This is a genomic window from Pseudomonas sp. FP2294, from assembly GCF_030687625.1.
Classification (GTDB): domain Bacteria; phylum Pseudomonadota; class Gammaproteobacteria; order Pseudomonadales; family Pseudomonadaceae; genus Aquipseudomonas; species Aquipseudomonas shahriarae.
The window spans coordinates 1,776,429-1,790,784 of sequence record NZ_CP117441.1 but is presented as its reverse complement, the minus strand read 5'-3'; the positions used below and the strand labels follow the sequence as shown (position 1 = coordinate 1,790,784).

The window sequence follows — 14,356 nt, the reverse complement described above, 5'->3', positions numbered from 1 at the left end:
CCCGGGTGGGAGCTGGCTTGCCGGCGATAGCGGTATGACATTCAGCACGTGTATCGGCTGATGCACCGTTATCGCCGGCAAGCCAGCTCCCACAGTTGATCCGTTTCCGGAAGATCCACCGAATCAAGCCCAATTTGTCGCGGAGCCCCTGCCCCTATGAAGCACAACGTCATCCTTGTGGTGCTCGACGGCCTCAATTACGAGGTTGCCCGGCATGCCATGGGGCATCTCCAGGCCTACGTCGGCGCCGGGCGCGCAGCGCTGTACAAGCTGGAATGCGAATTGCCCGCCCTGTCGCGCCCGCTGTACGAATGCATCCTGACCGGCGTAACGCCGATCGACAGTGGCATTGTCCACAACAACGTCTCGCGCCTGTCCAACCAGCGCAGCATTTTCCATTACGCCACCGACGCCGGCTTGACCACTGCGGCGGCGGCCTACCATTGGGTCAGCGAGCTGTATAACCGCTCGCCGTTTATCGCCGCCCGCGACCGGCATACCGACGACCCGGCGCTGGCAATCCAGCACGGGCACTTCTACTGGAGCGATCATTACCCCGACGCTCACCTGTTTGCCGATGCCGAGAGCCTGCGCCTCAAGCACGCGCCGAACTTTTTGCTGGTACACCCGATGAACATCGACGACGCCGGCCACAGGCACGGCCTCGACACCGCGCAATACCGCAACAGCGCCCGCTCGGCGGACGTCATCCTCGCCGACTACCTGCAAGGCTGGCTCGACACCGGCTACCAGGTGCTGGTCACCGCCGACCACGGCATGAACAACGACCGCTCCCACAACGGCCTGCTGCCGGAAGAGCGCGAAGTGCCGCTGTTTGTGTTCGGTGATGCCTTCAGCCTCGAGCCCGAGGCCCAACCCAGGCAAACCGATATCTGCGGCACCGTCTGCGCCCTGCTTGGCGTTGCCCACGACAAACCTGTCTGCCAGGAGCTGTTGAAGTGAGTTCAGTGATCCGTGGTAAGTGGCTGGCCGCCTTGTGCCTGGTGCCTTTCGCCCTGTTTTTTATCGTGTTCCAGATCGCGCCGCTGTTCTGGGTGATGGTCAACAGCCTGCAATCGGAAGAATTCGGCTGGGGCCTGGCCAACTTCAGCAAGATCTTCAGCTCGAAGTTCTACTTGCAGGCGATCCAGTACAGCCTGGAGCTGAGTTTCTACTCCAGCGTCTTCGGCATCATCATTGCCGTGCTCGGCAGTTACTCGTTGCGCAAGGTGGATTCGCCGCTGCGCAACTTCGTCACTGCCTTCGCCAACATGACCAGCAACTTCTCCGGCGTGCCCCTGGCCTTTGCCTTCATCATCCTGCTGGGGTTCAACGGCAGCATCACCATCATGCTCAAGCAGGCCGGGATCATTCAGGACTTCAACCTGTACTCCAAGACCGGCCTGATCATCCTGTACACCTATTTCCAGATCCCCCTGGGCGTGTTGCTGCTGTACCCGGCCTTCGATGCCCTGCGTGAAGACTGGCGCGAGTCCGCAGCACTCCTGGGCGCCAATGGCTGGCAGTACTGGCGGCATATCGGCCTGCCGGTGCTGACGCCGGCGTTGCTGGGCACCTTCGTGATCCTGGTGGCCAATGCCCTGGGCGCCTATGCCACGGTGTATGCGTTGACCACCGGCAACTTCAACGTGCTGCCGATCCGCATTGCGGCGATGGTCTCCGGCGATATTTCCCTGGACCCGAACATGGCCAGCGCCCTGGCCGTCATCCTGGTGGCGCTGATGACCGTGGTCACCGTGGTCCATCAACTGCTGCTCAAGAGGAGCTACCATGTCTCGCGCTGAAGCCAGCCCCGTCGCCCTCTATCATCGCGTGGTGGTGTACCTGCTGTTCGCGATCCTGGTGCTGCCGCTGATTGGCACCCTGGTGTACTCCCTTGCCAGCAGTTGGTCGGCCACCATCCTGCCCGCCGGTTTTACCTTTGAATGGTATGTACAGCTGTGGAGCGACCCGCGCTTTTTGCATGCCTTTGGCCAATCGCTGCTGGTGTGTGTCGGCGCACTGATCCTGTCGGTGGTGCTGATCCTGCCGCTGCTGTTCGTGGTGCACTACCACTTCCCCAGGCTCGACGCGCTGATGAATATCCTGATCCTGCTGCCTTTCGCGGTGCCACCGGTGGTGTCCTCGGTGGGCCTGTTACAGCTGTATGGCTCGGGGCCGCTGGCGATGGTCGGCACACCGTGGATCCTGATTGGCTGCTACTTCACCGTGGCACTGCCGTTCATGTACCGCGCGATCACCAACAACCTGCAGGCGATCAACCTGCGTGACCTGATGGACGCCGCCCAACTGCTCGGCGCCAGCACCTGGCAGGCGGCGATCCTGGTGGTGCTGCCAAACCTGCGCAAGGGCTTGATGGTGGCGTTGCTGCTGTCGTTCTCGTTCCTGTTCGGCGAGTTTGTGTTCGCCAACATCCTTGTCGGCACGCGCTACGAGACCTTGCAGGTGTACCTCAACAACATGCGTAACAGCAGCGGCCACTTCACCAGCGCCGTGGTCATCTCCTATTTCCTTTTCGTGCTGCTGCTCACCTGGGCCGCCAACTTCTTGAACAAGGACAAAAGCCAATGAGCTTCGTCAGCGTCCAGCACCTGCAAAAAAGCTACGCCGCCACCCCGGTGTTCAGTGATATCAACTGCCAGATCGCCAAGGGCGAATTCGTCACCCTGCTTGGCCCGTCCGGTTGCGGCAAATCCACGCTGCTGCGCTGCATCGCCGGGCTGACGCCGGTGGACAGTGGGCAGATCCTCCTGGACGGCCAGGATATCGTGCCGCTGAGCCCGCAGAAGCGCCATATCGGCATGGTGTTCCAGAGCTACGCGCTGTTCCCCAACATGACCGTGGAACAGAACGTCGCCTTCGGCCTGCGTATGCAGAAGGTCAACGCCGATGACAGCCACCAGCGGGTGCAGGAAGTGCTGCAACTGGTCGAGCTCAAGGACCTGGCCGGGCGCTATCCGCACCAGATGTCCGGCGGCCAGTGCCAGCGCGTCGCCCTCGCCCGCTCCCTGGTCACCCGCCCGCGCCTGCTGCTGCTCGATGAGCCGCTGTCGGCACTGGATGCGCGGATTCGCAAACACCTGCGCGAGCAGATCCGTCAGATCCAGCGCGAACTGGGGCTGACCACGATTTTTGTGACCCATGACCAGGAAGAAGCCCTGGTCATGTCCGACCGCATCTTCCTGATGAACCAGGGCAAGATCGTACAAAGCGGCGACGCTGAAACCCTGTACACCGCCCCCGTGGACGCCTTCGCCGCCGGTTTTATCGGCAACTACAACCTGCTGGACGCCGAGCAGGCCAGCAAGCTATTGCAGCGTCCGGTCAGCAGCCGTATTGCGATCCGTCCCGAGTCCATCGAACTGAACCGCAACGGTGAGCTGGACGCTCTGGTGCGCAGCCACAGCCTGCTGGGTAATGTGATTCGCTATCGCGTCGAAGCCCGGGGCGTTGAATTGGTGGTGGACGTACTCAACCGCTCGGCCCAGGATCTTCACCCAGACGGGCAACGCCTGGCACTTTCCATCGATCCCAGCGCACTGTGTGAGGTAGCCTGAGGATGCAGTGTTTATTGAGGAAGCATGACTGATGGCTTTGGTAATTTTTGATCTGGACGACACCCTGATCCACGGCGACTGCGCCACCTTGTGGAGCGAACAAATGGGCCGCCTGGGCTGGGTGGACCCCGATTCGTTCATGCGCAAGAACAACGAACTGATGGCCGCCTACAGCCGCGGCGAGCTGGCCATGGAAGAGTTCATGGACTTCAGCCTGGAACCGATGATCGGGCGCACCCCGGAAGAAGTCGCGCACCTGGTCGAGCCGTGGGTGGAAGATATTATCGAGCCGCTGATCTACAGCGACGCCACCAAGACCATCGCCCGCCACCGGCAGAACGGGGACCGGATCCTGGTGATCTCGGCCTCGGGCACGCACCTGGTCACGCCGATTGCCGCACGCATTGGCATTGATGAAGTACTGGGGATTGAACTGGACGTAGCCCACGGGGTGTACAGCGGCAAGACCGTGGGTGTACTGACGTACCGTGAAGGCAAGGTCGCCCGCTTGACGCAATGGCTGGAGCAGGAAGGTGAAAGCCTGGAGGGTGCGTATTTCTATTCGGATTCGCGCAATGACTTGCCGCTGTTGAGCAAGGTCGATTTCCCGCAGGTGGTGAACCCGGACCCGGTGCTGCAGGCCCACGCAGAACAGGCCGGATGGCCGATCCACCAGTGGGCCTGAAGGCCCATTTTGGGCATTGAAACCCAATCAAATGTGGGAGCTGGCTTGCCTGCGATAGCGGTGTATCAAGTTAAGGTCTGTTACTGACACACCGCTATCGCAAGCAGCCCCGCTCCCACCTTGGGCTGCATTTCAACCCTGGACTGGCCTCAAACCAGGCTCTCGTCGATCACCAGCACCAGCTTCCCGGAAATCTGGTTGGTCGCCAGCTCCGCAAACGCTGCTTCCGCGTCCTTGATCGGGAAGGTCTTGGCCAACTGCGGGCTCAGCCGCCCTTCGCCAAACAACGGCCACACTTGCTGGCCCAGATCGCTCAACAGATCCGCTTTGAATTGATCATCACGGCTGCGCAAGGTCGAGCCCAGCACCTGCACGCGCTTGGCCAGCACCTGCGCCAGGTCCAACTGGGCCTCGCGCCCGCCCATCAAGCCGATCAATACCCAACGCCCATCGCGGGCCAGGAGTTTGAGGTTAATGGCCGCATAGTTGCCGCCCACCGGGTCGAGAATCACGTCGAACGGGCCAAAATCCCCCAGGCTCTCGATGCCGTCGGTACGTACCACACCGCCCTGGGCGCCGAGGTCTTCGCAATAGGCCAGGCGGTCCGCCGAGCCGACGCTGACCCAACACGGGCTGCCAAAGGCCTTGCACAGCTGGATCGCTGCCGAGCCAACACCACTGGCACCAGCGTGCAACAGCACCTTTTCCCCGGGCTTGAGCGCCGCCAGTTGGAACAGGTTGAGCCAGGCGGTGCTGTACACCTCGGGCAGCGCAGCGGCTTCGGCCAGGGACAGACCTTCCGGCACCGGCAGCACGTGGCGCGCATCCACCACCACTTCATGGGCCATGCCGCCGCCCGCCAGCAGCGCACAGACCCGGTCCCCCACTTGCCAGGACGAGCCGGCGCCAACCTCGCTGATTACCCCGGAACACTCCAGGCCCAGCACCTCGCTGGCCCCGGGCGGTGGCGGATAGAGCCCTGCACGCTGTAATAAATCCGCCCGATTCAGGCCGGCTGCCGCCACCTGAATGCGAACTTGCCCTACATCGCACGTAGGACTCGGGGTCTCAACCCACTCCACATGACCTTCAACGCCTTGCAATGCTTTCACAGTGCCTCCATAGTGAGTCTGGACTGAGCCCGTTGCTGTAGCGCCGGGCTTTTTGCATTATGCGACCGGCCCAAATGGAACCGGCGACTTCAAAGACGGCCTAATATGCGTTATCAATTGCCCCCGCGTCGAATCAGCATGAAGCATTTGTTCCCCAGTACCGCCCTCGCTCTTTTCATTGGTCTCGGCCTGTTGCCGCTGTCGACCAATACGTTCGCAGCCAACAGCTGGGACAAACTTCAGCCTGATCGCGATGAGGTGATTGCCAGCCTTAACGTCGTTGAGTTGCTCAAGCGCCACCATTACAGCAAACCGCCGTTGGACGATGCGCGCTCGGTGATTATCTATGACAGCTATCTCAAGCTGCTGGATCCCTCGCGCAGCTACTTCCTGGCCAGCGATGTGGCCGAGTTCGACAAATGGAAGACCCAGTTCGACGACTTCCTCAAGAGCGGCGACCTGCAACCTGGCTTCACCATCTATAAGCGTTACCTGGACCGTGTCAAAGCGCGTCTGGACTTCGCTCTGGGTGAGTTGAACAAAGGCGTCGACAAGCTCGACTTCACCCAGAAGGAAACCCTGCTGGTGGATCGCAAGGAGGCCCCATGGCTGACCAGCACCGCCGCCCTGGATGACCTGTGGCGCAAGCGCGTCAAAGATGAAGTCCTGCGCCTGAAGATCGCCGGCAAAGAGCCCAAGGCGATCCAGGAGCTGCTGACCAAGCGCTACAAGAATCAATTGAGCCGCCTGGACCAGACCCGCGCCGAGGATATCTTCCAGGCGTATATCAACACCTTCGCGATGTCCTACGATCCGCACACCAATTATCTGTCGCCAGATAACGCGGAAAATTTTGATATCAACATGAGTCTGTCCCTCGAAGGCATCGGGGCCGTGCTGCAGAGCGACAACGATCAGGTGAAGATCGTGCGCCTGGTGCCGGCAGGCCCTGCGGACAAGACCAAGCAGGTCGCCCCGGCCGACAAGATCATCGGCGTGGCCCAGGCTGACAAAGAGATGGTCGACGTGGTCGGCTGGCGCCTGGACGAAGTGGTCAAGCTGATCCGCGGGCCCAAGGGCAGCGTGGTGCGCCTGGAAGTGATTCCCCACACCAATGCGCCAAATGACCAGACCAGCAAGATCGTGTCGATCACCCGCGAAGCGGTGAAGCTCGAAGACCAGGCTGTGCAGAAGAAAGTCCTCAACCTCAAGCAGGATGGCAAGGACTACAAGCTGGGCATCATTGAGATCCCGGCGTTCTATCTGGACTTCAAGGCCTTCCGTGCCGGCGATCCGGACTACAAGAGCACCACCCGCGATGTGAAAAAAATCCTCACCGAGCTGACCAAAGAGAAGGTCGACGGCGTGGTCATCGACCTGCGCAACAACGGCGGCGGCTCGTTGCAGGAAGCCACCGAGCTGACCAGCCTGTTCATCGACAAGGGTCCGACCGTGTTGGTGCGCAACGCTGACGGCCGCGTGGATGTGCTCGAAGACGAAAACCCGGGTGCCTTCTACAAGGGCCCGCTGGCACTGCTGGTCAACCGTCTCTCGGCCTCGGCCTCGGAGATTTTTGCCGGCGCGATGCAGGACTACCACCGCGCGCTGATCATCGGTGGCCAGACCTTCGGCAAAGGCACAGTGCAGACAATCCAGCCGCTTAACCATGGCGAACTGAAGCTGACCCTGGCCAAGTTCTACCGGGTTTCCGGCCAGAGCACCCAGCACCAGGGCGTACTGCCGGACATTGATTTCCCGTCGCTCATCGACACCAAGGAAATCGGCGAAAGCGCCCTGCCTGAAGCCATGCCGTGGGACACCATCCGCCCGGCTATCAAGCCGGCGTCCGATCCCTTCAAGCCGTACCTGGCCCAGCTCAAGGCCGAACATGACCTGCGCTCCGCCAAGGATGCCGAGTTTGTGTTTATCCGCGACAAGCTGGCCCTGGCCAAGAAGCTGATGGCCGAGAAGACCGTCAGCCTCAATGAAGTGGACCGTCGCGCGCAGCACACTGCGATCGAGAACCAGCAACTGGCCCTGGAAAACATCCGTCGCAAGGCCAAGGGTGAAGACCCGCTCAAGGAGCTGAAGAAAGAAGACGAAGACGCGCTGCCGACCGAACCTGAAAAGACCAAGCCGGAAGACGACGCCTACCTGAGCGAGACCGGGCGGATTCTGCTGGACTACCTGAAAACCAGTAAGGCAGTCGCCAAGCAGTAGATGATGGCAATTTAATGTCTCCGCTCCACTGAGCGTCATCAAACAGACATCATTCTGTCGTGAAATAAAGGACCGGGTGCCCCAGGCACCCGGTCCTTTTTTTTCGACCGAGATCATCATGACCATGACCGAACAGCTGCATGCCCTGGGCTCCATCCTGGCTCAAGGCAGTCTGCACAGTCTGTTCCAACCGATTATCAGCCTCAGCGAACGCCGTATCCTTGGCTACGAAGCCCTGAGCCGCGGCCCGTCCAACAGCCCGCTGCACTCGCCCCTTGCGTTGTTTTGCGTGGCGCGCCAGGCCGGACGCCTGAATGAACTGGAGATAGCCTGCAGGCAAAGTGCCTGCAAGCGCTTCAGCGAGCAGGCGCTGCCAGGCAAGCTGTTTCTCAACGTCTCACCCGAGTCCCTGCTGGAAACCACCCATCAACCGGGGCGCACCCTGCAGATGCTGCGCGAGTACGGAATCGCGCCCAGCCAGATCGTGATCGAACTCACGGAGCAAGCGCCGACCGACGACTTCCAACTGCTGCAGACCGCCCTGCACCACTACCGCGACATGGGTTTTTCGATTGCCCTGGATGACTTGGGCGCCGGTTACTCCAGCCTGCGCCTGTGGTCTGAGTTACGCCCGGACTACGTGAAAATCGACCGGCACTTTATCGACGGCATTCATCAGGATGCGCTCAAGCGCGAGTTCGTCGGCTCGATCCTACAGATCGCCAAGGCCTCCCGCGCACAGGTGATTGCCGAAGGCATCGAGTTGCCGGAGGAACTGGCGGTGCTCACGGAAATGGGCGTGGACCTGATCCAGGGCTACCTGCTGTGCCGTCCCCAGGAACATCCGCCGATCGAAGCAAGGTTGATGCTGGCCAAGCCTGACAGCACCAGCGTCTCGCTCAATGAAGACGCCAGTGACCTCAGCGCCCTGCTCAACGAGCAACCGGCCGTGGCCCAGGACACCGCCACAGCAAAAGTCCTGGAAGCGTTTCGCAGCCAGGCCAATCTCAACTCCCTGGCGGTCCTGGATGGGCGCGGCCAGCCCATCGGCATCGTGCATCGGCACTCGTTGTCCGACGTCCTGCTCAAGCCATTTGCCACCGACCTGTTTGCGCGCAAGCCGATCAGCCGCCTGATGAGCGACGACTTCCTGGCCGTGGAGTTGAGCCAGTCGTTGCAACAGGTCAGCCGCCTGCTGACCAGCCGCGCGCGGCAGCGCATCGAAGAAGATTTCATCATCACCCAGAACGGCAACTACCTGGGCCTGGGACGAGTGATCGACGTGCTCAAGCTGATTACCGAACTGAAAATCCAGCAGGCGCGCTACGCCAACCCACTGACCCTGCTACCGGGCAACGTGCCGATCCAGCAGTGCCTGACGCGACTGTTGCAGCAGCAGCGCGAATCGGTGATTTGCTATGTGGATATCGACAGTTTCAAGCCGTTCAATGACATCTACGGCTATGGCCGAGGCGATGAGGTATTGCTGTGCCTGGCACAGTGCCTGAACGACCGGGTGGACCCCAGCCGCGATTTTGTCGGGCATATCGGCGGCGATGATTTTCTCCTGGTACTGGGTGCCCAGGACTGGCGCAAGCGTCTCAACCAATTGGTGGACGATTTCCAGACCCAATGCCGGCGCTTCTACCGCAGCGAGCATTTGGACGCGGGCTGTTTTATCGCCCTGAATCGCCAGGGGGTGCGCCAGGAGTTTGCCTTGCTGTCGCTGTCCATTGGCGTGGTGCACCTGCATCCGCTGAGCTGTGGATATCTGGATGCCAGCCAGTTGGCGGAACTGGCCTCGCAGGCCAAGCATCACGCCAAGAACGTGGCCGGCTACAGCATCCACGTCCTCGACAGCCGCGAACTTCTGTAAGGCCGGCCCTTACAACTGCTCCAGGCGTATCTGCGCCAGCGGATGCCCGGCCTTGGCGGCAATGGTCCACCAGCGTGCGGCTTCGGCCGGGTCTGGGGCCTTGCCCAGGCTGCCCGCCAGGCTCAACACCCCCACCTGATAAGCGGCCTTGCCATCACCGGCCTGGCCCGCCAGGCGCAGCAAGCGCACGCCCTCTTCCCGCGCGCCAAGCCCTTGGCCGCGAAAGGTCAGGATATGCCCATAGAAACTTTGGGCCTCGACATTACCCAGGTTGGCCATGCGCGCAAACTGACCCTCCAGCCAGTGCCAGCCACGGGGCTGACGCACAAACCATGACCAATGAAACAACCTGCGGGCCAACCAATAGCTGGCGTACGCTTTAAGCTTCCAGAACACTCAGGCCTCCGCTGACTCAGGATATTCGTACTCGAACACACGCACCACTTCCGAGGCATGCCACGACGCCGCAGCAACGCCATCGGACGGTCCGCAAAAGCGCCCGAGGCGCTCGACACATTCAAAAAAACCGGTGCGCGGCAAGCGGCTGGCGCCCTGGCTGATCACCAGTGAACTGCGCAGCGGTTGATCAGCCTTGGCATCCAGAGCCGCCAGGTGCTCCAGGGCGGCGGTCAGGGTTTGCATGGCTGGCGTGGGGAATTGCAGACGCTCCAGCAACGCACGGTAGGTCAAAAGATGTCGCTGGCGACGGGCCTGATCGAGTTCATTGAGCAACCCATCCCAATGTTGACGACTGATGCGCACACTCACACTTCATCCCTCCAACCCGCAATCCCCAACTCCCAGGCCAGGCTGCGACGAATCGCAGCATCCGGCTGGCGCTCACCACTTTCAATCAACCCCAGGTAGGACGGGCTGATGCCCACGGTGCGGGCCAAGGTCTCGATGGCCAGGCCTTTGGCTTCGCGCAGGCTGCGCAATTGTGCCAGGGGACGCAAGTCCTGCTCGGTAGCGACGGGAGGGGTCTGTGCGGAAGAAGTGGCGGGTTGCGGCACACCGGCGGCTTTTAGCAGCGCCTGGTACTGAGCCCATGGCAGAACCGCGTATTCGGGTTCGCCATCCCGTGAAATGATTTGTATATCCATGACTGCCCCGTAGGATCACAACACTTACGAAGTAAGTACTTTCCTTAGGAGTGTAATCCTAACAGCCCCAAAGAGCGCAGGGGGATAATCCGCGCCTTCAGTTTTTTTTCGGGTTTTCCTGCTCCAGAAGCTGCGGCGTTGCGGGCAGACGCTCCACCACCACCAGCTTCTCCGGGCGCTGGCGTTCACGCCAGGCGCGGAAGGCACTCAACTCGCCGTCCAGGCTCTTCATGACCCAGGCCAGTACCGCAATGTCATCGAGCATGCCGAACATGGGCAAGAAGTCCGGGATCGCATCAATCGGGCTGAGGAAGTACATCAGCCCCGCCACCACCGAGATCAGCGCCTTGGGGCTAATAGCCCGGTACTCGCCACGCCAGTAGGCCAGGCACAGCGCCTGAAGCAGCTTCAGGTCGTCCTTGAGCTTACCCAGGCGATTGCCCTGGCTTGAGCCTTTGGCAGCCACAGCGAACAACAGGGTGGGCAGGCGCCCACGCCCGATCAGGCGGGCGGCCAACGGCAGGAAGCGGGTGAAATTCCAGGGTGCTTTCATCGTCACTCCAGTTCCAGGCAAGAGAAAAGGTTATCCACACAACTTGTGGATAACCTTGTGAACAGAGCCCATTTTCGCGGCTGAAAGCCACGTAATACAAGGCCCTGAGTCAGATCGGGCGTTTTTTGCGCACATAAAAAAAACCCAAGAATTCATTGACTTGAAGCGCGCCTGCGGCTAGCCGTGCCGAGGTATTGCATCAGACTGCTCTAAGTCGCAGGTGTTCGTTTTGATTTGCCCCACGGTCAACTGTGGGAGCTATCGAGCCCCAGCGAGGCTGCGATGGCGGCGGCATGGCCAACAGGAGTGTTGCCTGCACCGCTATCGCAGCCTCGCCAGCGCTCGACAGCTTCCATACGGATTGGATCAAGCCCCACACCAGAAACAACAACGCCCCGTAAAACGGGGCGTTGGGTGTTTTGCAGCGGCTTACTTGGCAGCCGGTGCCTCAGGCGCATCGGCCTTGGCCGGGTCCTTGATTGCCAGCAGCTCCAGGTCGAAGACCAGTACGGAGTTGGCTGGAATTGCCGGGCTCGGGCTCTGGGCGCCATAGGCCAGGTCGGACGGGATGTACAACTCGACCTTCTCACCCACGTGCATCAGTTGCAGGCCTTCGACCCAACCCGGGATCACGCCGCTGACCGGCAGGTCAATCGGGCTACCGCGATCCACGGAGCTGTCAAAGGTGGTGCCGTTGGTCAGCTTGCCGGTGTAGTGAACAGTCACTACGTCGGTTGGCTTGGGCTGGGCGCCTTCGGCTTTCTTCACGATCTTGTACTGCAGACCGGAAGCGGTGGTGACTACACCGTCTTTCTTGGCATTTTCTTCGAGGTATTTCTTGCCGGCAGCTGCCGACTCTTCACTCATCTTGGTCATGCGTTCTTCAGCACGCTTCTGCAGTGCGGAAAACGCTTCCACCAGTTCTTCGTCTTTCAGCTTCTGTTCTTTCTTGCCGACGGCATCTTCGATGCCTTGGGCCACGGCCTTGGAGTCCAGGTCGTCCATACCTTCCTGAGCCAGGCTTTTGCCCATGTTCAGGCCGATACCGTAGGAAGCTTTCTGCGCCGGGGTTTTCAGCTCTACGCTGGTTTGCGAATCACAACCCGCAAGTACCAGGCTAACCAGGGCCACCGCCGCCGCCAACCGATGCTGTTTCATGCTATTTCCTTGTTCATGCGCCAAAAGGGCATTCGAATAAAGTCGCGAGCTTATCAGGCGGCCACGACCAATGGCTACCGGCATGTGAGCAGGAAACTTCTGATAAGTTCACGTGTTTAAAAGCATTTTCATCTGCCCCAAAGCCCGGCGAAGGACAGCAGGCAAGCCGAAAACCGCCGCAACAGACCGATCATGGCTACTTGCCGCCTGCTACGCTCGGTGGCATAAGGACGCAACAACTCGACAAGGATAGTTATCTTGCGCATTTTTTCCCGTGTTTTACTCCTGATCCTGTCATTTATGGGACTGGCCCTGGCCGTGGTCCTCTATTACGTGGTCAACCCCAAGCTGCCGGATTACGTGCCGGTGCAGCAGGTGCACTACCAGGACCAATGGACCGCCACCGACCGCCAGGTCTACTACTTCACGCCCCAGGGCACCCAGGTCAAGGGCCTGCGCTATAACTGGTTCACCGCGCTGGAGCTGCCGTTTTCCCAGCAGCGTTTTGCCGAACCGGCCAACCTGGCGCGTTTCGGTTTCCTCGTGGACCCGCGACAACAGGCCACAGCCCAGAACCCTGGCAACCTGCCCGTCGGCTTCGCCCGGCACAAGAATGCCGGCAGCGACGACGAGTTTCTCGATATCACTTGTGCCGCCTGCCACACCGGCGAATTGCACTTCAATGGCCAGGCCCTGCGCATCGACGGCGGCGCTGCACAGCATGTGCTGCCCTCCAGCGTGCCGACCCTGCGCGGTGGCAGCTTCGGCCAGGCGTTGGTGGCCAGTCTCGCCTCCACCTATTACAACCCGCTGAAGTTCAGGCGCTTCGCCCACAGCGTGCTGGGGGATCAATACGACGCCCAGTACGATCAGTTGCGCCAGGACTTCAAAAAGTCCCTGGACAACTTCCTCAAGGTGGCCTGGAACGATACCCACCGTGGTCTCTACCCCACCGAAGAAGGCCCGGGGCGCACCGATGCGTTCGGCCGCATCGCCAACGCGAGCTTTGGTGATGCGATTTCGCCGGACAACTACCGCATCGCCAACGCGCCGGTGGACTACCCGCAACTGTGGGACATGTGGACCTTCGACTGGGTGCAATGGAACGGCTCGGCCCAGCAACCCATGGCGCGCAATATCGGCGAAGCCTTGGGCGTAGGCGCGACCCTGGCGTTCTTCGACAACGCCGGCCAGCCGCTCAAGGGCGATGCACGCTACCCTTCCAGCGTACGCGTGCGTGACCTGAACCGCATCGAAGAAACCCTGCAACGGCTCAAGCCGCCGACCTGGCCTGAAGCGCTGTTCGGCACCATCGACAAACCCCTGGCCGCCCGTGGCCGCGCGCTGTTCGCAGAGAACTGCGCAGCTTGCCATGTGCCCAGCGTGAGCGAAGTCAACGGGCGCCCGGTGCAGCAGTTGAAGATGCTGCCAGTGGACTACATCGGCACCGACCCAGGCACCGCCAGCAACATTGCCGACCAGCGCTACGACCTCAGCGCCCTGCAATGGGACCCGGCCGAACTGGCGCAGTTGAATGTGGAGTTGCACCCGACGCCGACCGAACCGCTGGACTTGCGCAGCCTGTCCGTGGCCAAGGGCCTGGCCTATGTCACGGCGTTTGTCGAAGAGCACGCCTACCGCGCCGCCGGCATCACCCCGGCCGAACGCCCGCGCCTGGACGGCTACGGCCTGCCTATCGGCGTGCGCGAACTGCGCGCCTACAAGGCCCGCCCCCTGGCTGGCGTGTGGGCCACGCCGCCGTTCCTGCACAATGGTTCGGTGCCGACGATCTACCAGTTGCTTTCGCCCCAGTACGAGCGCAGCCGCACCTTCTATAAAGGCACCTTCGATTACAACCCGCGTCACCTGGGTTATCGCACCGAAGCCTTTAAAAATGCGTTCCTGTTCGATACCCGCATCACCGGCAACCACAACAGCGGCCACGAATTCCGCGCCGGCAAGCGTGGCAATGGGGTAATTGGCCGGGGCCTGGAGCCTGAGGAGCGCTGGGCGCTGCTGGAATACCTCAAAGTACTGGGCGGCCCCCTGGAGCAACAACTGCCATGACTTC

General features: G+C 61.1%; 14 protein-coding genes. 8 read left to right on the top strand and 6 right to left on the bottom strand.

What is annotated here, in order from left to right; translation table 11 throughout:
• Window positions 1-156: 156 nt before the first annotated feature.
• The 5 genes from PSH73_RS08075 to PSH73_RS08055 are packed head-to-tail and all read left to right on the top strand — an operon-like array spanning window position 157 to window position 4,263.
• Window positions 157-963: an alkaline phosphatase family protein gene (locus PSH73_RS08075; RefSeq protein ID WP_057959031.1), complete on the top strand. Its 807-nt coding sequence runs from the start codon at window positions 157-159 to the stop codon at window positions 961-963.
• On the top strand, window positions 960-1,805 hold the full coding sequence (locus tag PSH73_RS08070) for an ABC transporter permease subunit (RefSeq protein ID WP_057959030.1): 846 nt from the start codon (window positions 960-962) through the stop codon (window positions 1,803-1,805). Before PSH73_RS08075 ends, PSH73_RS08070 begins: the two co-directional genes overlap by 4 nt.
• Window positions 1,792-2,592, top strand: a complete 801-nt coding sequence (locus PSH73_RS08065; protein WP_057440678.1) for an ABC transporter permease — start codon at window positions 1,792-1,794, stop codon at window positions 2,590-2,592. Before PSH73_RS08070 ends, PSH73_RS08065 begins: the two co-directional genes overlap by 14 nt.
• Window positions 2,589-3,578, top strand: coding sequence for an ABC transporter ATP-binding protein (locus PSH73_RS08060; RefSeq protein WP_057445233.1), 990 nt, complete (start codon window positions 2,589-2,591; stop codon window positions 3,576-3,578). The genes PSH73_RS08065 and PSH73_RS08060 overlap by 4 nt, the downstream gene beginning before the upstream one ends.
• A gap of 31 nt (window positions 3,579-3,609) precedes the next feature.
• Window positions 3,610-4,263: an HAD family phosphatase gene (locus PSH73_RS08055; protein ID WP_120732310.1), complete on the top strand. Its 654-nt coding sequence runs from the start codon at window positions 3,610-3,612 to the stop codon at window positions 4,261-4,263.
• Between the two features lie 149 nt (window positions 4,264-4,412).
• Here PSH73_RS08055 and PSH73_RS08050 read toward each other — a convergent pair whose 3' ends face one another.
• A complete protein-coding gene (locus PSH73_RS08050; RefSeq protein ID WP_198792477.1) occupies window positions 4,413-5,375 on the bottom strand; it encodes a zinc-binding dehydrogenase in 963 nt (320 codons plus the stop codon).
• 138 nt (window positions 5,376-5,513) lie between these two features.
• On the opposite strand from PSH73_RS08050, the gene PSH73_RS08045 reads away from it, so the two are divergent.
• The gene (locus PSH73_RS08045) at window positions 5,514-7,595 is read left to right on the top strand and encodes a carboxy terminal-processing peptidase (RefSeq protein WP_169989423.1); all 2,082 of its coding nucleotides are present in this window, start codon (window positions 5,514-5,516) and stop codon (window positions 7,593-7,595) included.
• Between the two features lie 118 nt (window positions 7,596-7,713).
• Complete coding sequence (locus PSH73_RS08040; RefSeq protein WP_057440674.1) at window positions 7,714-9,471, top strand: bifunctional diguanylate cyclase/phosphodiesterase; 1,758 nt, start codon at window positions 7,714-7,716, stop codon at window positions 9,469-9,471.
• Between the two features lie 9 nt (window positions 9,472-9,480).
• On the opposite strand, the gene PSH73_RS08035 is transcribed toward PSH73_RS08040, so the two are convergent.
• The 5 genes from PSH73_RS08035 to PSH73_RS08015 all read right to left on the bottom strand — a co-directional run bounded on the left by PSH73_RS08035 (window position 9,481) and on the right by PSH73_RS08015 (window position 12,285).
• Entirely contained in the window at window positions 9,481-9,867 is a 387-nt protein-coding gene (locus tag PSH73_RS08035) for a tetratricopeptide repeat protein (protein WP_057440672.1), read from the bottom strand.
• Window positions 9,868-10,239, bottom strand: coding sequence for a hypothetical protein (locus PSH73_RS08030; RefSeq protein WP_057440671.1), 372 nt, complete (start codon window positions 10,237-10,239; stop codon window positions 9,868-9,870).
• Window positions 10,236-10,574 (bottom strand): helix-turn-helix transcriptional regulator, encoded by a 339-nt coding sequence (locus tag PSH73_RS08025; protein ID WP_115127719.1) that lies wholly within the window; start codon window positions 10,572-10,574, stop codon window positions 10,236-10,238. The genes PSH73_RS08030 and PSH73_RS08025 overlap by 4 nt, the downstream gene beginning before the upstream one ends.
• A 97-nt stretch (window positions 10,575-10,671) precedes the next feature.
• Entirely contained in the window at window positions 10,672-11,127 is a 456-nt protein-coding gene (locus PSH73_RS08020; protein ID WP_032863275.1) for a YkvA family protein, read from the bottom strand.
• Window positions 11,128-11,556: 429 nt separating this feature from the next.
• On the bottom strand, window positions 11,557-12,285 hold the full coding sequence (locus tag PSH73_RS08015; RefSeq protein WP_057959025.1) for an FKBP-type peptidyl-prolyl cis-trans isomerase: 729 nt from the start codon (window positions 12,283-12,285) through the stop codon (window positions 11,557-11,559).
• Between the two features lie 258 nt (window positions 12,286-12,543).
• Between PSH73_RS08015 and PSH73_RS08010 the strand changes: the two genes are divergently transcribed.
• Window positions 12,544-14,352, top strand: coding sequence for a di-heme-cytochrome C peroxidase (locus tag PSH73_RS08010; protein WP_120732306.1), 1,809 nt, complete (start codon window positions 12,544-12,546; stop codon window positions 14,350-14,352).
• The last annotated feature ends 4 nt before the right edge of the window (window positions 14,353-14,356 follow it).